Origin of the sequence: Pseudomonas sp. RA_35y_Pfl2_P32 (assembly GCF_963970735.1) — a bacterium.
Classification (GTDB): domain Bacteria; phylum Pseudomonadota; class Gammaproteobacteria; order Pseudomonadales; family Pseudomonadaceae; genus Aquipseudomonas.
The window spans coordinates 1-18,416 of sequence record NZ_CAXAQF010000027.1; the positions used below are offsets into that span (position 1 = coordinate 1).

At 59.9% G+C, this 18,416-nt stretch carries 16 protein-coding genes and 2 pseudogenes; 8 read left to right on the forward strand and 10 right to left on the reverse strand.

Annotation, left to right across the window (positions count from 1 at the left end):
- The 6 genes and pseudogenes from AACY45_RS23515 to AACY45_RS23540 form a co-directional block, all read right to left on the reverse strand.
- A pseudogene (locus AACY45_RS23515) lies at positions 1-176 on the reverse strand (aldehyde dehydrogenase family protein); the annotation flags it as partial.
- Positions 177-251: 75 nt separating this feature from the next.
- Positions 252-1,079, reverse strand: a complete 828-nt coding sequence (gene phnX, locus AACY45_RS23520) for a phosphonoacetaldehyde hydrolase (RefSeq protein WP_339547641.1) — start codon at positions 1,077-1,079, stop codon at positions 252-254.
- A 39-nt stretch (positions 1,080-1,118) separates the two neighbouring features.
- On the reverse strand, positions 1,119-2,462 hold the full coding sequence (locus AACY45_RS23525) for an MFS transporter (protein ID WP_339547643.1): 1,344 nt from the start codon (positions 2,460-2,462) through the stop codon (positions 1,119-1,121).
- Between the two features lie 270 nt (positions 2,463-2,732).
- On the reverse strand, positions 2,733-3,899 hold the full coding sequence (locus tag AACY45_RS23530; RefSeq protein WP_339547645.1) for a 2-aminoethylphosphonate--pyruvate transaminase: 1,167 nt from the start codon (positions 3,897-3,899) through the stop codon (positions 2,733-2,735).
- Positions 3,900-4,093: 194 nt separating this feature from the next.
- On the reverse strand, positions 4,094-5,485 hold the full coding sequence (locus AACY45_RS23535) for an FAD-dependent oxidoreductase (RefSeq protein WP_339547646.1): 1,392 nt from the start codon (positions 5,483-5,485) through the stop codon (positions 4,094-4,096).
- A 47-nt stretch (positions 5,486-5,532) separates the two neighbouring features.
- On the reverse strand, positions 5,533-5,883 hold the full coding sequence (locus AACY45_RS23540; protein ID WP_339547647.1) for a RidA family protein: 351 nt from the start codon (positions 5,881-5,883) through the stop codon (positions 5,533-5,535).
- A 145-nt stretch (positions 5,884-6,028) separates the two neighbouring features.
- Between AACY45_RS23540 and AACY45_RS23545 the strand changes: the two genes are divergently transcribed.
- On the forward strand, positions 6,029-6,904 hold the full coding sequence (locus AACY45_RS23545) for a LysR substrate-binding domain-containing protein (RefSeq protein WP_339547648.1): 876 nt from the start codon (positions 6,029-6,031) through the stop codon (positions 6,902-6,904).
- Positions 6,905-7,143: 239 nt separating this feature from the next.
- Here AACY45_RS23545 and AACY45_RS23550 read toward each other — a convergent pair whose 3' ends face one another.
- Positions 7,144-8,121 (reverse strand): LysR family transcriptional regulator, encoded by a 978-nt coding sequence (locus AACY45_RS23550; protein ID WP_339547650.1) that lies wholly within the window; start codon positions 8,119-8,121, stop codon positions 7,144-7,146.
- 157 nt (positions 8,122-8,278) lie between these two features.
- Here AACY45_RS23550 and AACY45_RS23555 point away from each other — a divergent pair, with 157 nt between their 5' ends.
- The 5 genes from AACY45_RS23555 (at position 8,279) to AACY45_RS23575 (ending at position 13,919) form a co-directional block, all read left to right on the forward strand.
- Positions 8,279-9,589, forward strand: coding sequence for an MFS transporter (locus tag AACY45_RS23555; RefSeq protein ID WP_339547651.1), 1,311 nt, complete (start codon positions 8,279-8,281; stop codon positions 9,587-9,589).
- Positions 9,589-10,341, forward strand: coding sequence for a class II aldolase/adducin family protein (locus tag AACY45_RS23560; RefSeq protein WP_339547652.1), 753 nt, complete (start codon positions 9,589-9,591; stop codon positions 10,339-10,341). Before AACY45_RS23555 ends, AACY45_RS23560 begins: the two co-directional genes overlap by 1 nt.
- 2 nt (positions 10,342-10,343) lie before the next feature.
- Positions 10,344-11,276, forward strand: coding sequence for a 2-hydroxyacid dehydrogenase (locus AACY45_RS23565; protein ID WP_339547653.1), 933 nt, complete (start codon positions 10,344-10,346; stop codon positions 11,274-11,276).
- An 88-nt stretch (positions 11,277-11,364) separates the two neighbouring features.
- The gene (locus tag AACY45_RS23570; RefSeq protein ID WP_339547654.1) at positions 11,365-12,387 is read left to right on the forward strand and encodes a histone deacetylase family protein; all 1,023 of its coding nucleotides are present in this window, start codon (positions 11,365-11,367) and stop codon (positions 12,385-12,387) included.
- A gap of 185 nt (positions 12,388-12,572) precedes the next feature.
- Positions 12,573-13,919 (forward strand): OprD family porin, encoded by a 1,347-nt coding sequence (locus AACY45_RS23575; RefSeq protein WP_339547655.1) that lies wholly within the window; start codon positions 12,573-12,575, stop codon positions 13,917-13,919.
- Between the two features lie 129 nt (positions 13,920-14,048).
- On the opposite strand, the gene AACY45_RS23580 is transcribed toward AACY45_RS23575, so the two are convergent.
- Positions 14,049-14,519 carry a GNAT family N-acetyltransferase gene (locus AACY45_RS23580; RefSeq protein WP_339547656.1) on the reverse strand — a complete coding sequence of 157 codons (471 nt, stop codon included), beginning with the start codon at positions 14,517-14,519 and terminating at the stop codon, positions 14,049-14,051.
- A gap of 506 nt (positions 14,520-15,025) precedes the next feature.
- Here AACY45_RS23580 and AACY45_RS23585 point away from each other — a divergent pair.
- The gene (locus AACY45_RS23585; RefSeq protein WP_339547658.1) at positions 15,026-16,603 is read left to right on the forward strand and encodes a sensor domain-containing diguanylate cyclase; all 1,578 of its coding nucleotides are present in this window, start codon (positions 15,026-15,028) and stop codon (positions 16,601-16,603) included.
- Between the two features lie 133 nt (positions 16,604-16,736).
- Here AACY45_RS23585 and AACY45_RS23590 read toward each other — a convergent pair whose 3' ends face one another.
- On the reverse strand, positions 16,737-17,531 hold the full coding sequence (locus AACY45_RS23590) for a nitrilase-related carbon-nitrogen hydrolase (RefSeq protein WP_339547659.1): 795 nt from the start codon (positions 17,529-17,531) through the stop codon (positions 16,737-16,739).
- A 199-nt stretch (positions 17,532-17,730) separates the two neighbouring features.
- Between AACY45_RS23590 and AACY45_RS23595 the strand changes: the two are divergent.
- Positions 17,731-17,835 (forward strand): annotated as a pseudogene (locus AACY45_RS23595) (IS66 family transposase); the annotation flags it as partial.
- A gap of 21 nt (positions 17,836-17,856) precedes the next feature.
- On the opposite strand, the gene AACY45_RS23600 reads toward AACY45_RS23595, so the two are convergent.
- Positions 17,857-18,399 (reverse strand): histidine phosphatase family protein, encoded by a 543-nt coding sequence (locus AACY45_RS23600; protein ID WP_339547715.1) that lies wholly within the window; start codon positions 18,397-18,399, stop codon positions 17,857-17,859.
- Positions 18,400-18,416: the final 17 nt, after the last annotated feature.

Here is an 18,416-nt window from a genome sequence, read left to right on the forward strand (position 1 = left end):
TCGATGTCTTCAGCGGTGGAGCGGGGGAATTCGGCAATCGGTTGGCCGTTGACCGGCGAGGTGTTGGTGAAGTACTGGCCTTTGACAGGCGCGACGAACTCGCCGCCGATGTAGTTACCGTATTTGCTCTTGAACGAAACGATGGCATCGGGAGTGCCAGGGTGGGCGTATTTCATGGTGGCGTTCTCTTGTTGTTGTGGGGTGTGGCCGTCTGGTGGACGGCCACTGTCAATTGCACCAGCCCCAAGGGGTCAGGAGCCCTGAGGGGTTTCTCCACGTGCCAGGCGGGCATTGATGTCTTCGATGACCTGCGGCAAATCAACGATGGTGTCGATCAGATAGTGCGGGCGAGAGCCTTCGAACATCTTGATGATGCGTGCGCGTTCCTCGGCCAGTTCCTCCAGGGATAAATCCTTGAACTCCTCATAGGACAGGCCCAATGCGTTACCGGAGCAGGTCAATGCCACCGTCCACATACCCGCGCTACGGCCTTCGAGAATCCCCGGCCAGGTGTCGTCAACCTTGACGCAGGCCGCCACATCACTGATACCCAGCGCAATCACGTTAGCCAATGCTTGCGCTGGGTGTGGCCGCCCGTTGGGCACTTCGTCGGTCGCCACCACATAGTCGGTGACGTAGCCGTTCTGGCGTGCCAGCGCCACGACTTTTTCCATGACCACGGCCGGGTAGCCTGAGCAAGAACCGATTTTCATTCCCTTGTCGCGCAAGCCATTGATGGTATTGAGCGCGCCGGGAATCAGCGCCGAATGCAGGGCGATTTTTTCGATCTGCAAAGGCATGAAGCGCTCGTAGAGGGCGGTGACATCATCGTCGGTGGGCAGCCGGCCGAAGGCGGCCTGGTAGCGTTCGGCGATCTGCGGCTCGTTGCACAGCGTGCGGATGTGATCCCACTTGCCCATGCCCATCGGCCCGCGAGCTTCTGTCAAGGAGACTGCAACGCCGAACTCGGCAAAGGCTTCGACGAAGATCTGGGTGGGGGCGAAAGAACCGAAATCAACGACAGTGCCCGCCCAGTCCAATACCACGGCCTGCAGCTGGGAAGGTTGTTTGTAATGCATGGTGATTGCTCCAGTGTGTGGGGAGTGATTGATTCGAGTTCAGGGGGTGGTGCCAACAATGACCGTTTGCACTGGAACCGAGGCCAGCGTCGTGTTTTCCACCGTTTTCGGGCGGCTGTTCCAGAATGGAATCAACATCAAGCTGGCCAGTAGCGCCGCGGCGGTGAACACCATGAAGATGGTGGTGGTGTCGAAGTAACCGGGTAACAGGCCGCCGAGGACCGCGCCTATCGAACCGCAACCGTTGACGAAGCCTGCGGCGGAGGCCGCGCCGTCCTTGCTGCCGAAATCAATGGCCGCCGAGCCGCTCATCATCGAGTCCGGCCCGTAAAGCGTCAGCCCCATCATGAACAGCAGGCCAACCACCATGTACAGACTGCCGCTCTGCATGGCGGGGACGAACAGCGCAAGGCAAATGGTCAGGAGCACCAGGCTAAGCACACAGGCTGGCATCCGACGAGCGCCAAAGTACTTGTCTGAGGCGATACCAATCAGGATCGGACCTGCCAGACCTGCCAGTTCAAAAGCCGTGGGCACGATGGCGGATGCTACTTTGCCAATCTCTGGCATCCGTTCGTAGATAATCACAGGCCCCCAAAGCAGGATCGCGTAGCGCGCTGGCTTGAGCATGAAATAGGCCAGGCCGAGCACCAGGACGGTTCGGTTTTTCATCACCGTGCGCAAACCAGCCCACATACTTTCGCGCGGCACTGCGACCTTGCTGACGGGTTCGATTTCGATCTCTACAGGCGCCAGACCGACATCTTCTGGCTGGTTGCGTTGCAGGAAAAAGAACAGCACCGCGACCACCAGCACCACGACGGCGCTGCTGATGAACGCGATGCGCCAGTCATGGTAAGCGTTGTAGGCCCACCAACCGGCAAACGGTGTGGCAACCAGACCGCCGAAGGCGTAGCAGGTGCTCCAGTAACCCAGCACGCGGCCACGTTCACCCGTGCTGAAGAAGCTGCCAACGTTCTTGCACAGACCCGACCAACCCGTGGACTGAGCCAGGCCCTGGATCAGCATGCAGGAGGCGAAGATCGGTAGCGTGGCGTAGGTGCCCATCAGTAGCGCGGCCAGCGCCGAAATGACCAGTCCGCTGAGTACCACGACCCTGGGACCGAAGCGGTCAGAGAAGTTGCCCCAAAGAAACTGTCCTACTGCATAGGCGGTTAGGTAGAGGGCATCGAGGTTGGCCATCATGCTCTTTTCGAGCATGAAGTCTGGGTCTTCGCCGATACCCAGTTTGGCTACAGAAAAAGCCTTGCGGGTAAAGTAGAAGGCCGCATAGGCCACCCAGGTAATCAGGAAAATTTGCACGCGCCAGCGCTGGAGCGATTTCCAGCCGGTTGCGAAAGGGCTTGTAGCGTTCTTGTTCATGGTGTTCTGATCCCGTATGTGGTGCCAGACAGCGCAAAGTAATGGGTTTTGTTTTTATTGTTGGTACGGAAAATCTGGCCACGCACACGGCATCGATCAGATGGCAGTGAGATGGCATCAGGCTTTCAGTCTTAAATTGACGCGGTCGCTGACTCCGGCTCGGCTGTGCCTAGCGATAAGTCACCGAATCCATGGTTTAAAAAAGACCCCTGTCCACAGGTGCTACCCATTGCACCTAGGCTCGAATTGACAAGGACCTTCAAAGAGCCGTCAGGCTGCTGGCTGTTGCATGTCGACGTTCATCGCCACGAGACTGTCGGCGATGGCGCGCAGCAACTGATGAACGATGTATTCGTCGATCTGGCCGATGCAGCCAATACGGAAACTGTCGGCTACCGTCAGCTTGCCGGGGTAAATGATGAACTGACGGGCTTTGAGTTCATCGTAGAACCGCTTGAACTCAAAGCTGGGGTGTTCCGGGCTGAAGAACGTGGTGATGATGGGCGACAGCCAACGGTCCTCAAGCAAGGTTCTGAAGCCCAGTTCGCGCATGCCGGCGACCAGTACATCGCGATTGCGGGTGTAACGGGCCAGACGACCGTGTACACCGCCTTCGGCAGTGTGTTGCTCCAGGGCTTTATGGAACGCTACTACGCTGTGGGTCGGCGGCGTGAAGCGCCATTGGCCAGTGCGCTCCATGTAAACCCACTGCTCATAAAGGTCGAGGCTCAGGGAGTTGGCGCGGCCTTTGGCGGCCTCCAGCACGGAGCGACGGATGATGACGAAACCGAAGCCCGGAATACCCTCGATGCATTTATTGGCCGAGGACACGACTACGTCGAAAGCAATTTCATTGACCGTCAAAGGCACGGCTCCGAAGGAGCTCATCGCATCGATGATCAGGCTCTTGCCATGCGCCTTGACCACATCGGCGATCTCGCGCAGCGGATTGAGAATGCCGGAGCTGGTTTCGCAATGGACGAGAAAGACGTTGGTGATGTCCGGGTTGTCCCTGAGCAGGGCGTCCACTTCCTCGGGCTGCGGCGGCAGGTAGTCCCCTTTGTCCAACGTCATGAACGCGCGGCCGAGATACTCCAGGGTCTTGGTGGCGCGCTGGCCGTAGGCGCCATTCATCAGCACCAGCGCTTTACCATCCCGCGGGATGGCCGTGGCCAAAGCGGCCTCCACCGAGTAGCTACCGCTGCCTTGCAGCGGCACACAAGCGAAGCTGTCATCCGTGATACCTGCCATGCTGAGCAAGTTCTGGCGAACCTGGGCAGTGACTTGATTGAAGGTAACGTCCCATGAGCCCCAGTCTCGCAGCATGGCTTCCTTGGTCGCTTTGGACGTGGTCAAGGGGCCCGGGGTCAGCAGGTAGGGTTCACCCAGGGCTGGGGTAGCCAGCGCCTGTGTGGTCGGAAATTCAGCTTTGGTCATGATCTTCTCCGGCGGTTTTGTTTTTGTGGGGAGTGATGCATGGCGTGATCAAAACATCTGCGAAAAAATAACTGAAATCGATTTATCACATGTCACAAACAAGCTGAACTTATAAGACGAATTCATTCGTCTCCCCATCCAGATCAGACCCTGCGTTGCTGTTCAAGTGAGCGGTCGCTGCGTGAGCGGGTGTGTTATCCCTTGTCTGACTTGCCCGCTGCAGCGGCGAACTTGGCCAGGCGCACGTCCAGCCGACGAGGCCGCAGGTTGTGGTCCTCGGCGTGCTCCTTGCGGCGAATGGCGTTGCGCACCATCAGCGAACCCAGGTAGCGGATCGGCTCCGGTGGGAAGTGGCCGAGCGGACCTTGCACCAGCGGCGAGCGTGTCCAGGGGTTGTCCTGCCCCACCACCAGCGATGACAGGATCTGTCCACCCATGTGGCAGGGGCCGACACCGCTGCCGGAGTAACCGAAGCCGTAAAAGATATTGCCGCTTGCGCCCATCCGGCCGAAGAAAGGTAGCCCGGTGACGGAGCGATCGGACGGGCCATTCCAGGTGGCGGCGATGCCGACATCGGCAAAGTCCGGGAAGAACTCGGCCAGGGTGTTGCGCAACAGTCCTTTGTAGGGCGAAGGCTGGTCGAACACCGGCAGGATGCGCCCGCCGTAGGCGAAGGTATTGCCGCCTTTGCCAAGCATGATCCGGCCGTCCGGGGTGTTGTGGTAGTAGTGCACGAAGATGCGTGAGTCGAGTACGGTGACCCCGCTGGTCAGGCCGATCCGCTCGAGCAGGTCGGGTCGAGGCTCGGTAATGATCATGTCGCTGGAGACGATGGCAACCGACCGCGAGAACTGAGTAAAGGCCCGCGCCATCCAGGCGTTTATCGCCAACACGACCCGGTCGCAGGTGACGGTGCCGTTCCGCGTGTTGACGGTGGCAGGGCGCCCCTCTGCCAAACCGGTCATCGGCGAGCCTTCGTAGAGGCGCACCCCCAATTCCAGTGCGACTCGACGCAGACCGCGCACCAGCTTGCCCGGCTGCACACTGGCTGCCGCCGGCGAGAACCAGCCTTCAATGTGTCGGGCCGAGCCCGCCATGCGCTGCACGTCAGCCAGCGCGTATTTGGAGAACGAGTTAATGCCATTGCGCTCCAGCGCGGCGATCACGCTGTCGGTCGAGCCGACCTGAGCGCGGTTGGTCGCCGTGTAAAGCGTGCCATCGAGGCGGTAATCGGCATCCACCGCGTACTTCTCGCAAAAGCTACCGATGGCGTAGATGCTTTGCTCCGATTCCTTGACCAGGCGTATGGCCTCTTTGACGCCAAACAAACGCTCCAGGGTGAAGTACTTGGCCGACCAGGACAGCGCGCAGCCGCCGTTGCGCCCACTGGCACCGGCACCACAGATGTCGGCTTCGACGATGACCACGTCCAGCTCCGGGTTCTGTTCCTTGAGCATGATGGCAGTCCACAAGCCGGTGTAACCCCCACCGACGATGCAGACATCGGCGCGGATGTTCTGCCGCAGCGGCGGGCAGGGCGAGTCGGGTTGAGTTTTCAGGGCCTGATCGAGCCAATAGGGTCGCATGACGTCATCTCCGTTGGAGCAGTTTGGGGGCAGGGTTCAACAAGCAATCAGCCGCACGCAGCGACCACGATCATTTCCACGCGCCAACCGGGGTCGATCAGATCCGCCAGGGTGCACGCTCGCGTTGGGGCATGGCCTTCGGGAAAGAACGCGTCCCAGACCCTGTTGAGCCCTGCATAGTCCTCGCGATGGGCGAGCAGGATACGTACCGAAAGCACCTGCCTGCGGCTGCTGCCGGCACTGAGCAATAGCTGCTCGATACCGGCGAGCACCTCGTGGGTCTGTGCCTCGATGTCGCCACTGAGGTCGGTGGCAACCTGGCCACCGATATAGAGGTGGTTGTCATGGCGGACCATGTCCGAACGGCGTTTTGTCACGGCGAAACGTTCGATTTCCATCAAGTATTCCTGGCTTGGTGCGAGGGCGGCAGTGTTCGAGCACGGGTCTGGGGCTTGCGAAAACCATGCTTGCAGTTCATCGTCTATAAATAAAATCGATTTACCGTATGCATGAATAAGCTGAACCTATGACAAGGCTGCCGTGATGACCATTTCCCATACCCAGCTCAAGGCGTTCCACGCCGTTGCCGTCAACGGCAGCTTCACCCGCGCGGCCGAGCAGCTCTGCCTGTCACAACCGGCAGTGTCCGATCAGGTTCGCAAGCTCGAGGACTACTACGGGGTGATGGTGTTCTACCGCGACAAGCGTCTGGTGCGCCTGACTGAAGTGGGCGAGCGGTTGTACGGCCTGACCCGGCGCTTGTTTGATATCAGTGTCGATGCCCACGACATGCTGATGGACTACCGCACCCTGTCCACGGGGGCCTTGAACCTCGCCGTGGATGCGCCGGTGCATGTGCTGCCCTATGTCGCACGCTTTTGCAGTCGTTACCCCGGCATCGATGTAAAGATTGAAACCGCCAATACCGATGAAGTACTGCAACGGTTGTTCGGCCATCAGGCCGACATCGCATTGCTGGGCCGCACAATCGAAGACGACCGTCTGCTGTCGCTGCCCCTGCGTAGCGATCCGATGCTCGCGTTCGTCGCGCATGACCATCCCTGGGCGCAACGCGAATCCATCCGCCTGGGCGATCTGCACGACACGCCGTTGGTCCTGCGCGAAAGAGGCTCAATGACGCGCCAGTGCCTGGAGGAAGAGATGGCAACCGCGGGCTTGCGCATCCGAAAGGCGATCGAAGTGGATGGGCGTGAAGCCGCGCGTGAAGCCGTGGCGATTGGCATGGGTGTCGGTGTGGTCTCGGCGACCGAGCTGGGCTCTGATTCACGGCTTCGCGGGTTGCCCATCGTCGATTGTCAGCGGCGCTTCACCGAGACGTTGGTTTGCCTGCGCGCGCAGAGTTCCCGGCGCATCCTGACGACCTTTTTTAACTTGGTTCGAGAGGGGCTGGCTGAGTGAAGTTTGGGCTTGGCACCCACCAGCCCGAGCGAGGAACCCAGGAGCACCGCGGCAGGCATCAGCAGTCGGTGATCTGCGCTGGGTATGACTCCGCGGGCGACTTGCGCTGCGACCAGGGATGTCCTTGAGATCGATTCGAGTGGATTCGCGGCGTCTGCAGGGGAGGTTGGCAGCGCCCTGGGATTACCGGCAAAAAGCGCGTGGCAGCCGCTGGTTTTTCGCGGGATCGTGTACAGAACCTAGAATCGCTCAGCCAGGTCCGTGGTCATGAGCATCTGCTCGAACCTCTCCAGAAATACCGACTCTGCCCGGGTCAGTTTCTGTTCACGGTTCCAGAGCAGATAGACATTCACGTCGATGACGCCCTCCCAGGGTGGCAAGCGCCAGACTTCTTCAGCCAGCACATCAGCCGCGACGATATGTTCCGGCAGGCAGCCGATGCCATAGCCTGCGCCCACCAGCCGGCGGATTTCATCCAGGCTCGGAGAGGAGGCGACAATGCGCCCGGTGAACCCTTGCTGATCACGAAACACCGTGAGCGGTGACAGGTTGCCGCCGATCTGGTCACTGGTAAAACTGACGAAGTTTTCACTCTGCAAATCCGCCAGGGTCAGGTTCTTGCGACCGAACAGCCGGTGCCGCTTGCCGCAGAAAAACGCATAGCGCTGCTGCAGCAACACCCGCTGTTCAAGCTTGGGCTGCGGTGTGCGGCACAGGCTCAGGCCGAACGAGGCGGTTTTTTGCAGCAGTGCGCTGGCCACATCCGAGCTGCGCAGCACATCGACCTCGAACTCCACCTGCGGGTACTCAAGGTGAAACTGCGCGAGGAACTCATCGTAGCAGCGTGATTGAATACGGCTGATGGTCAACATGCGGATCTTGCCCACCACCGTTTCGGCGGGTGAATCCAGGGCTGGCCCCAAGCGCGAGACCGTGCCGTACAGTTCGGCGGCGATCTGCATGACTTCCTCACCGGCCTTGGACAGGCTGATACGCGGCCCGCGGCGCACCACCAGCGCGCTGTCGAGTTGCTCCTCCAGGCGCCGCAGGGCCTGGCTGATGGCCGGCTGGCTCAAGTGCAGGCGCGCGGCGGCCCGGCTGATGCTGCCCTCCTGGCCGATCACCAGGAAGGTCCGCAACAGGTTCCAGTCCAGGCGGTCGTTGAGAAAGCGCTTGGCTTCGGGGTCGCGGATTGACGGAGCGGCGGGGGTCGTCATTATTCTTGATACTTATACTTGAGTATTTAGATTAGAAGCTTTTCCTAGCATAGGGGTTGGCGCAAGATCCTGCAACGCACCGCCAGAGTGCGAACGTTGTGCCCGCGCATGACACAACTTTCCTCCTGCTTATAACAATGACGCCCAGGAGCTACAGATGACGAGTACCACCTCAAGTCCGCGACGTGCCGCGGCAGCGGCCTTTATCGGCACCACCATCGAGTTCTACGACTTCTACATCTATGCCTTCGCGGCAGCGCTGGTCCTTGGACAGCTGTTCTTCCCCAGTGAAAACCCGATGCTCAGCACCATGGCCGCCTTTGGCAGCTTCGCGGTCGGCTTTATTGCCCGCCCGTTCGCCGGCATGGTCTTCGGCCATCTGGGCGACCGCCTGGGGCGCAAGAAAATGTTGCTGGTGACCATCGTGCTGATGGGGGTGGCGACCACCTGCATCGGTCTGTTACCCACTTATGCCCAGGCGGGTATCTGGGCCCCCATCGGCCTGGTGTTCCTGCGATTGCTGCAAGGGATTTCGGTCGGTGGCGAATGGGGCGGTGCGGTGCTAATGGCCAGTGAACACGCACCCAAGGGCCGCAAGGTGTTCTTCGCCTCGTTCGCCCAGTGGGGCAGTCCGGCGGGCCTGCTGCTGGCGTTGATCGCATTCCGCTGCATCAGTGAAATGGAACAGGACGCACTGATGAGCTGGGGCTGGCGTATTCCGTTCCTGATGAGCGGCGTGCTGATGATGGTCGGCCTGGCGATTCGTTTCGGGGTGCCTGAGTCGCCGGAGTTTGCCGAGGTCAAGGACAACGGCCAGACCGCCGAGAACCCGGTGCTGGAAGTTATCCGCAAGGACTGGAAGAGCATTCTGTTCGCGGCCCTGGCGGTGACCATCGGCTCGGGCGGTTTCTTCTTCACCAACACCTTCATGATCACCTACGTCACCCAGTACCAGGGCATTGCCAAGACCACGATCCTGGACTGTCTGTTCTTGGTCACCGTCCTGCAATTTCTCTCCCAACCCTGTTCTGCGCTGTTGGCCGAACGCCTGGGCGAGGGACGCTTCCTCAAGTGGGTGGCGTCGCTGTGCATCCTGGTGCCGTACCCGATGTTCCTGCTGGTGCAGACCGGCAACCTGGTCTACATGACTGCGGGCATTGCCCTGGCGGTACTGCTGCTGGCAGCCCTGTACGCGGTAATCGCCGGCTACATGGCTGAAGCCTTCCAGGCGCGGGTGCGCTACTCAGGCATCTCGATTGCCTATCAACTGGGCAGCGGCGTAAGCGGCGGATTGACCCCGCTGATCGGCACCTTCCTGGCGGGTCACTTCGCCGGCCAGTGGTGGCCGCTGGCGATCTTCTTCAGCGTGCTGGCGCTGATGTCGTTGATCGGTGTGCTGGGCCTGGCGTACTTGCGCGGCGTCAACGCCAAGCCGGTCGGGCTGCCCCTTTCCCAAGGAGTTGTTTAATGAACAAGCCAAGCGCTATGTCGCCCATCGAGTGGCAGTCGCGTTGCGAGTTGGCCGCGCTGTATCGACTGGTTGCCTACTACCGCATGACGGACCTGATCGACACCCACATCACCCTGCGAGTGCCCGGGTCGCAGCGGCATTTTCTGATCAACCGCTACGGCGTGGCGTTCGAGAAAATGCGCGCCAGTGACTTGGTGCTGATAGACCTCGAGGGCAAGGTGGTCGACGGTCAGCACGGTGGGCACGTCAATGCGGCCGGGTTCGTCATCCATTCGGCAATTCATGAGGCTCGCCCGGACCTGCACTGCATCATCCACACCCACACCGCTGCCGGTATGGCGGTGGCCGCGCAGCGCGACGGGCTGTTGCCGCTGACCCAGCACGCCCTGAAGTTCTACGGCAACCTGGCGTATCACACCTACGAAGGCATCGCGCTGTCGATGCACGAACGCGAACGGCTGGTGGCCGACCTGGGCTCGCACAACGCGATGATCCTGCGTAATCACGGCCTGCTCGCGGCCGGTGGCAGCGTGGCGGCGGCATTCCACGAGATCTACTTCCTGGAGCGCGCCTGCCAGGCGCAGATCCAGGCGATGTCCGCCGGGGTGGCGCTGAACATCCCCGACGAAGCCGTGTGCCGTCACACCGCCGCGCAGTTTGGCCGTGACGGGATCGACGGGATCATTGATCTGGCCTGGCAGGCCGCGCTCAGTCTGATCGATGAGCAGCGCGCCGATTGGTGCAGTTGACCATGGCCAGTCTCGTGTTGTTGTGCCAGAACCCGGCGCTGACCGATTGGCTGGCCGCGCTGTTCGCCCGCCATGCCCCGCACTTGCAGGTGCTGCGTCCTGAAGATTCAGGCGCACAACAGGCCCAGGTCGCGGTGTGCTGGTTCCCGCCAGCGGGCAGCCTCGGTGCCTTGCCGAATCTGCGCCTGGTGTACTCGATTGGCTCGGGGGTCGACCATCTGGCCCAGGATCCTTCGCGTGATCCCGCGTTGCCGGTGTGTCGGGTCGTCGACCCGGATCACACCCAGGGCATGAGTGAGTACGTGCATTGGGGGGTGTTGCACTTTCACCGCGGCTTCGACCAGGTGATTGCTGGCAACGCTACGCAACGCTGGCAGCGTCCGGTGCAGCGCCGCGCGCAAGGCTTCAGGGTCGGGGTGATGGGCCTTGGCGCGATTGGGGCTCCGGTGGCCATGCGGCTGGCCGAGGCTGGCTACGACGTGCGCGGCTGGGCCCGCACGCCGCGAGTAATCGAGGGTGTGAGCACCTTCAGCGGAGAGCCCGCGCTGCCGGCGTTTCTTGCGCAGCTGGATGTGCTCGTCAACTTGCTGCCCCTGACTGCCGCGACTCAAGGTGTGTTGGGCCGCGAGGTGTTCCAGTCCATGGCTCGGGGCAGTGCGTTGATCAATTGCGGGCGTGGCCAGCACCTCAATCAGCTCGACCTGCAACAGGCCCTGGCGAGCGGGCAGCTGCGGGGCGCCTTGCTTGATGTGTTTGAGCAGGAGCCGCTGCCGGTGGATTCGCCGTTATGGCACACCCCCGGGGTCTGGGTGACGCCGCACATGGCGTCCGCCGCCTCGGATCAATGCATCGCCCAGCAGGTCGCCGACAACGTCTCGCGGCTGACGGCGGGACTGGCATTGAACAATCTGGTCGATCCCGAACAGGGTTATTGAGCGGACAGCGAATTAATCACTGCGCGTTGCGGGCGGCGTGATCGGCCCAGGCGCGTGCAGTCTGAATTGTCTTTGCGTGAGGTTATCCATGAAAACGTTTTTCCACCCGGCACAGCGCCTGCACCATCCACGTTCCTACCTGTCACGCGGGCAGATGCGCGAGCCGCAAGAGGTTCCCGCGCGTATCGACCCGCTGCTGGCGGTGGTCAAGCAACTCGGTTACCCGCTGTTGGAGCCGCTCGACTACGGTCAGGCGCCGCTCGCCGCGGTGCACAGTCCGGCGTACCTGCAATACCTGAGCAGCGCTTACCAGCAATGGCACGAGGTGCCGGAGGACTGGGGCGATGAGGTGATGTCCAACATCTTCATTCGCGAAGGCAATCCGCTGCGCGGGATCCTGGGCAAGACCGCCCGCTACCTGGCCGACGGCAGTTGCCCGATTGGCCAACACACCTGGCAGGCCGCTTACTGGTCAGCGCAAAGTGCGGTCGCCGCCGCCCAGGCGATTATCGAAGGCGATGACGCGGCGTATGCCCTGTGCCGTCCACCGGGACACCATGCCCGGGCCGAAGGCGCTGGCGGCTTCTGTTTTCTGAACAACGCGGCGATTGCAGCCCAGGCGTTGCGGGGCACGTTCGCCAAGGTCGCGGTGCTGGACACCGACATGCACCACGGCCAGGGCATCCAGGAGATCTTCTACGACCGCGACGACGTGCTCTACGTGTCGATCCATGGCGATCCCACCAACTTCTACCCGGTGGTGGCCGGCTTCGACGACGAGACTGGCATTGGCCGGGGGGAGGGGTTCAACCTGAACCTGCCGATGGCCCACGGCTCCAGCGAGGCGGATTTCTTCGCGTGCATGGACCAGGCCGAGGCTGCCCTACGCGCCTTCGCTCCGGACGTACTGGTGCTGTCGCTGGGTTTTGATATCTACGAAAACGATCCGCAGTCCAAAGTCGCCGTCAGCCATGAAGGTTTTCGGGTGCTGGGGCAGCGAATCAAGGCGCTGGGCCTGCCGTGCGTGGTGGTGCAGGAGGGCGGCTACGACATTGCGACCCTCGATGAAAACGCCGCGCGGTTCTTCGACGGCTTGACCGCTTTGCGCTGAGCGCCAATCGCCCGGGCTGACCAGCCCGGGCTCAGCGGGCAATACCTAAAACAACAAGGGTGCAACTTACGCCTCGGCGTAAGTCTGCGGTCGGGCTTGACCCTGCCCGCTGCCAACACACCTGGTCAATAACAATAAAAATTCAACGCTGCCACTCTTAAACGTTGGCAAAAAGGAAGTGCACCATGTGGTTCAAACTTTTTACCTTGGGGATGGCCGGCGCCAGTGTCTGCCTGAACAGTGCAATTGTGGGCGCGGTAGAGCCGGGCCATGGTTTTATTGAAGACAGCACGACGTCGGTGGGCTTGCGCAACTTTTACTGGAATGCCGACAACCGTAACGGCAGTTACCGCAACCCCGAAGGCGAACGGCAAAGTTACCGTCAGGAGTGGGCGCAAGGGGTACTGGCCAAGTTCAACTCAGGTTACACCCAGGGGCTGATTGGCTTCGGCGTGGATGCACATTACATGGGGGCGCTCAAACTCGACGGTGGCAACGGCCGCGTCGGGGATGGCATCGGCAATGGCGGCATCGTCGCACGGGACAATCGGGGCGAGCCTAAACGTGGCTACTCCAAGGCCGGGGGCGCGGTGAAGATGCGCGTCGGCCAGACCGAGTTGGCCTACGGCGATCTGTTCCCCGATTCGCCAGTGCTCAAGTACGGCGACATTCGTCTGTTGCCGCAAACATTAAGGGGCTTCAATGCCACGGATCGCTCGCTCGACGACCTGACCCTGAATGCCGGGCGTTTTGTCTCCAGTAGCGACCGGGCGCAACCCAATCATGGTGGGCATCTGGGCACGGCCTACAGCGGACGCCAGGTCGATAGCGAGTTTGTCAGTTACTACGGCGGTATTTACACAGGGGTCAACAACCTCAAGGTCAAGCTGTTTGGTTCCGAGCTGGATGATATCTGGAATCAGCAGTTCGCCTCGCTTGACTACCGCCTGCCCTTGCCCGTGGGCGGCGTGGTGAATACCGGCGTCAACTATTATCGGACCCGCAATACCGGCGCGGCATTGCTTGGCGATATCCGCAACGATGCCTGGAGTGCGCGTGCGGGCTATGCGTTGGGTGGGCACAAGTTTGAACTGGCCTATACGCAGATCGACGGCGACCAGCCCTTTGACTATGTCTGGAACAGTTTTGATATCGAACTCGACGCAGCCTCCCAGGGCAGTGACTTCAACAGCCCCAACGAAAAGGCCTGGAGTGCCCGCTACGATCTGGATGCCGCCGTGCTGGGCGTGCCGGGTCTGACCTTCACCGCGCGCTACATTCGCGGTACCGACATTGATGGCAGGGATGCCGGCGGCGCCTACTCCCGATACCGGGCCGTACGCGATGGCTCGCAGTGGGAGCGGGACCTGTGGGTCAAATATGTGGTGCAGTCAGGGCCGGCGAAGAACCTGTCGTTGCGCTTGATGCTCGCCTCGATGCGTACCGGTGGCGATTACGGCGCGATTGCCAACGACCTGGATCAAACCCGGATCATCCTTGACTACCCCTTGGACCTGAGTTTTCTGCGATAGCTCGACCTCGATCCCTGCCTCTCTGGCGGTCATCTGCCGACGTTGTTCAACCGTCTACGCCACGCACACTGAGCACGATGTGGGTGTCTGCGCCCCCCCGGTGGCCGCAGACACCCAGGCGAGCACCCTTTAGGCGGTTGTACCCAACGGCATTCGGTATTCGATAACGCCAGGCTTTTCGGCAATCCAGTCGTACAGCCTCTGGGCCGTTTGATTGGTCTGCTGGGTGTGCCAGTAAAGCCGCTCACAATTTTTTTCCCGCGCTTGTCCTTGCACATATTCGATAAGTTGTTTACCGATCATCTGGCCTCGTGCGCTTGGGCAGACGTAGAGATCTTCCAGGTAGCAGAAGTCATTGCGGCTCCAGGTCGAGCGGTGAAAGACGAAGTTGACGAAACCGTAGAGGTGTTCGCCGTCGCAGGCGACCGCGCATTGCACCGGCTCGGCAGTGTCAAAGAAACGCGCCCAAGTTATCTTGGTCGTCGCCAAACCCACATCGACCTCGTAGAACGCCTGATACTTAGCCCAGTAATTGCACCACGTCTCGAAGTCCTTTTGCTCTACTGGGCGAACCGATAAAGCCTGTTTTACTGCTGTCATGCTCATCCTTAATGACGGTGGAAACGCTCACTTCAAATGTCGATGCGCCAAGCCTTCTGTGTCCGCTGCGGTACCGACCCCAAGTGGTATCAGCACCCCTGGTAACGGATTTATATCGTGCCAATGGCCAAGCTCGCCCCGCCAGTTTTAGATCGGCGGCCAGACCATTTGCTTGGTTCCGACAGTCGATAAATCGCAAGCGCCCTGGCCGCTTGAGCATGCGCCAAACATTACGGCGCCTGAGCAGATGAACTCGAGGTCCCCCATTTTTCCAGGCACAACAGTCTTCATTGGAACGGTATGTGAATGGGGGTGTAATCAATGTTGCGCCGCTCTGGATAAGGCCGGTTGTCCTGCTGATTGCACTGAGTTTTCCGCTCATTCTATTGCTGCACCTTCGCGGGGCTCTCTGTATCCTTATTCAGGCTCAGGACATGGGCCGGTTGTTATTGCCTTGCTCCAGTAACAACCAGAACGGGAAACCGGATTTTCCAGAAGGTACTGACGTGAAGCGTGACATCCACCTAGTGATACTCTTGTTGTTGGTCATCGGCTGTTCCTTGGCATCACTGACTCTCTGGAAGGTGGTTACCTCTCGCGATCGAGCACTGGATGAAGTTGACGTCCACGGCTTGAACCTTTCCCAGACGCTCGCCACCTATTCCGAAGGCATTGTCCGGCAAAGCTCGCTGCTCTTGCTTGGGCTCGTCGAACGTCTTGAAACCGAGGGGAGTGGCCCGGAACATATTCGGCGGCTAAGTGCATTGGTCAGTCGACAGCAACCCCTGATGCCACAACTCAGTGGGATCACCATCTATGACAGCCAGGGCCACTGGTTAATGTCCTCTAACCGTCTGATTCCTGCGGGTGCCAACAGCAGTGATCGTGCGTATTTCATTCATCATCGCGATGATCCCAGTCGGGAGCCTTTTATCGGTCCGCCGATCCGCAGCCGGTCGAATCAGGAGTGGGTGATCACCGTTAGCCGGCGCTTCAATGATGTTCGCGGGGAGTTTGCCGGAGTGGTCGCGGTGACATTGGGGGTGGAAAATTTCCTGCGCCTGTTTGGACAGATTGACGTGGGGCAAGAGGGCGCCATCGGACTATCCCATACCGATGGGACGCTGCTGGTTCGCTATCCCTTCCGCGAGCAGGACATGGGTCGCAACTTTTCGCAGTCGCCTATCTTTGCAAAGTACCTTGTCGATCAACCGGTCGGTACGGCGTCGTTCACCTCCGGCCTGGATGGGGTGGAGAGGCTCTACGCCTTCCGTAAGAGTGACAAGCTGCCGCTGGTGACCACGGTTGCGCTAGGTAAGCGCGAAGCATTGGCGGCGTGGCGCCAGGAAGCGGTGCTTTCGATAGGCTTGGTTGCTGGCGTGCTGGGGCTCACCGGTATCATTGGTGGATTTTTAATCCTGCATATTCGACGACGCATCACCGTGGAATCGGAGTTGCTGGTCACACAGCAGCAGCTAGTCAGTTCGAATCGACAACTGGAAATGTTGGCGATGAAGGATGCGCTGACGGGCCTTGCGAACCGACGCTGCTTTGATGAGACCCTGGCCTTGGAAGCGCGGCGAGCGCAGCGGGATGGGAGCCCGTTGGCACTGCTGATGATCGATATCGACTATTTCAAGCTGTTCAATGACTCTCTTGGGCATGTTGCCGGAGACGCCTGTCTGCAGACCGTTTGTAACATCCTGGAGCAGTGCGTACGGCGGCCGTCGGATCTCGTGGCGCGCTATGGAGGCGAGGAAATGGGAGTCATCATGCCCAACACCGACAGTGGCGGCGCAATCGTCGTGGCGCAACTTATCCTGGACCGATTGAGCCAAGAGAACATCCCCCACACAACCAGCCCATTGGGGCGCGTCAGTGTGAGTATTGGGGTGGCCACTGCCGCAGGGTCAGACTTGGATCAGTTCCAAGGGTTAATCGAGGCTGCGGATCAGGCGTTGTATAACGCCAAGTCCGGCGGACGCAATCGGATCGAGAAGCATTGTGCGGTGACCGCTTGCGCAGCAAGCTCCCATCAAGTCAACGGTGCTCGTCTGACCGTTGATGAATGTACGGGTGGTTAAGCCCTCCGTCAGCCGCTTTCATGAACTGGAGTAGATTTTTCCACGTTGATCGCGGCTGGCTTAGGGTTTGCGTTATCCAGTACGAAGGCGGCAGTAGATAAGGTTGCAGGTTTTGCCGCCAGACGTGGCTTGTTCATTGTGGACATGGGCCTGATAAAGCATAGCGACCTGCCTCTTCCATCAAGTCATCGCACATAGGATTCGCCTTGAGAACGTGCGCAGCGGGGTCAATTATCGACACGCCAAGCGACGTCTCTTCTGTGGCGGATGCCCAAACTTCTCCCATAGGCCCGACAATTTGGCTTTCACCTCTGAATGTCACTTCTGTGCCTGCATACATTTCCACACCGGTGCGATTGGCACAGATCAGCGGAGTGGCGTTTTCCATTGCGCGAATGCGCGCAAGCTGGGTTGTCCAAGGCCCACCATAGTTGGCTGGACAACACAGCAACTGCGCACCTTGGCGCACCAACAGGCGAGCGGCTTCTGGCATCCAAAGGTCAAAACAAGTCAGAACGCCGAAACGGCAGATTCCGTCATCGAAGCACGCCAATGAATCGCCTGGGGTGAAGAGGCGTTTTTCTATGCGTGACAGGTGGCACTTGCGTTGCTTGCCCAGCCAGCGCCCTCGCGATACGACAATCGCAGTGTTGTAGATACGATCGCCGTCACGCTCGGCGATGCCAGCAATTAGCGTTGCATTCTTGTCGGCCGATAGTTGCAGCAAGAACTGCGCCGTTGGCCCATCGAGCGCCGATTCAGCATGAAGAAACAATGCCTCACGCGAGTCGTGAAAGTAACCGATGGTGCAAAGCTCGGGCATGACTAATAGGTCAAATCGTACCAAGTCGACACTCGCGCGAACCTTCCTGAAATTTGCTTCTGGATCGCCAAATGAAACGGGGTACTGCAAAAAAGCGCTCAGCATGAAGTTGTCCAACCCTATGGAGGTTTTCTGGGCCCGGGCTTATCTTCCCGTGGGGGGGGCAGCTAGAACTATACCCTTGCCGAATGTCAGCCAGGCCACCCGCGCCGCCTCAGAAGCGGTTAACGAAAAACGGGCTCACGAGATCGCGTGGCTCAAGCGCTTCCAGTTTGCCAAGCGCAGATAACCACTGAGCCCGGAACATGGCGTAATCCATGCCGATGAAACGCCGGTGCAGGACCTTACGCCATGGGCAAAGAAAACCCTTCGCGCCTATGTCTGGGCCTACGGTACCAGTGATGCCTCTCTGCCGATCCACGGGCGCCGCTTACTCACCCACATATTGATATACCGTCGCGCTCCAATACTGGCTGCCGTTACGCTTTTGGCGAACCCACCCATCCTTCACGAGCTGTTTGGCGATCATGCGATTCATGAAGCCATGACCCAGCAAGAGAACGGATCCTTCGCGAGTCAGGGACTGCAGTCGTTCAGCGGCTTTGCTGGCGCGCATCTTTGCCGTGCCAGCCGATTCGACGCCGCCTGAGTAACCACACAGCCATAAGATTCGAAGGATAAATGCCCAGGTAAAGGGCGATAGGCGGGGTCGTTTCCAATGCCCAAAAGGCAGTTGCGCTTCGCAGAAAAGTGCGTCGACCAGTGCAGGCTTCAGCCCGAGCGCTTGTACGGAGGTCAGTGCACGAGGCGCGCTGCTTGAAACAATTGTCGTGGCGTAGGCGGCGAGTTGCAGGCTGGCATTCGGAATCGGTTGCTGGGTAATTTCGGATCGGTTGTAGTGTTCGATCCAGTCTTTCATCTCAAGCGCTGAGACTTTAGTGACGTTCGCCAGCGCTGGCTGGCCATGTCGCATCAGAATTATTTCCCTGT

Coding starts and splice junctions, on each gene's coding strand:
- AACY45_RS23525 (WP_339547643.1), bottom strand. CDS start 2,462: ATGAACAAGAACGCTACAAGCCCTTTCGCAACCGGCTGGAAATCGCTC.
- AACY45_RS23590 (WP_339547659.1), bottom strand. CDS start 17,531: ATGCTGAGCGCTTTTTTGCAGTACCCCGTTTCATTTGGCGATCCAGAA.
- AACY45_RS23580 (WP_339547656.1), bottom strand. CDS start 14,519: ATGACAGCAGTAAAACAGGCTTTATCGGTTCGCCCAGTAGAGCAAAAG.
- AACY45_RS23565 (WP_339547653.1), top strand. CDS start 10,344: ATGGCCAGTCTCGTGTTGTTGTGCCAGAACCCGGCGCTGACCGATTGG.
- AACY45_RS23575 (WP_339547655.1), top strand. CDS start 12,573: ATGTGGTTCAAACTTTTTACCTTGGGGATGGCCGGCGCCAGTGTCTGC.
- AACY45_RS23535 (WP_339547646.1), bottom strand. CDS start 5,485: ATGCGACCCTATTGGCTCGATCAGGCCCTGAAAACTCAACCCGACTCG.
- AACY45_RS23545 (WP_339547648.1), top strand. CDS start 6,029: ATGACCATTTCCCATACCCAGCTCAAGGCGTTCCACGCCGTTGCCGTC.
- phnX (WP_339547641.1), bottom strand. CDS start 1,079: ATGCATTACAAACAACCTTCCCAGCTGCAGGCCGTGGTATTGGACTGG.
- AACY45_RS23570 (WP_339547654.1), top strand. CDS start 11,365: ATGAAAACGTTTTTCCACCCGGCACAGCGCCTGCACCATCCACGTTCC.
- AACY45_RS23530 (WP_339547645.1), bottom strand. CDS start 3,899: ATGACCAAAGCTGAATTTCCGACCACACAGGCGCTGGCTACCCCAGCC.
- AACY45_RS23600 (WP_339547715.1), bottom strand. CDS start 18,399: ATGCGACATGGCCAGCCAGCGCTGGCGAACGTCACTAAAGTCTCAGCG.
- AACY45_RS23555 (WP_339547651.1), top strand. CDS start 8,279: ATGACGAGTACCACCTCAAGTCCGCGACGTGCCGCGGCAGCGGCCTTT.
- AACY45_RS23540 (WP_339547647.1), bottom strand. CDS start 5,883: ATGGAAATCGAACGTTTCGCCGTGACAAAACGCCGTTCGGACATGGTC.
- AACY45_RS23560 (WP_339547652.1), top strand. CDS start 9,589: ATGAACAAGCCAAGCGCTATGTCGCCCATCGAGTGGCAGTCGCGTTGC.
- AACY45_RS23550 (WP_339547650.1), bottom strand. CDS start 8,121: ATGACGACCCCCGCCGCTCCGTCAATCCGCGACCCCGAAGCCAAGCGC.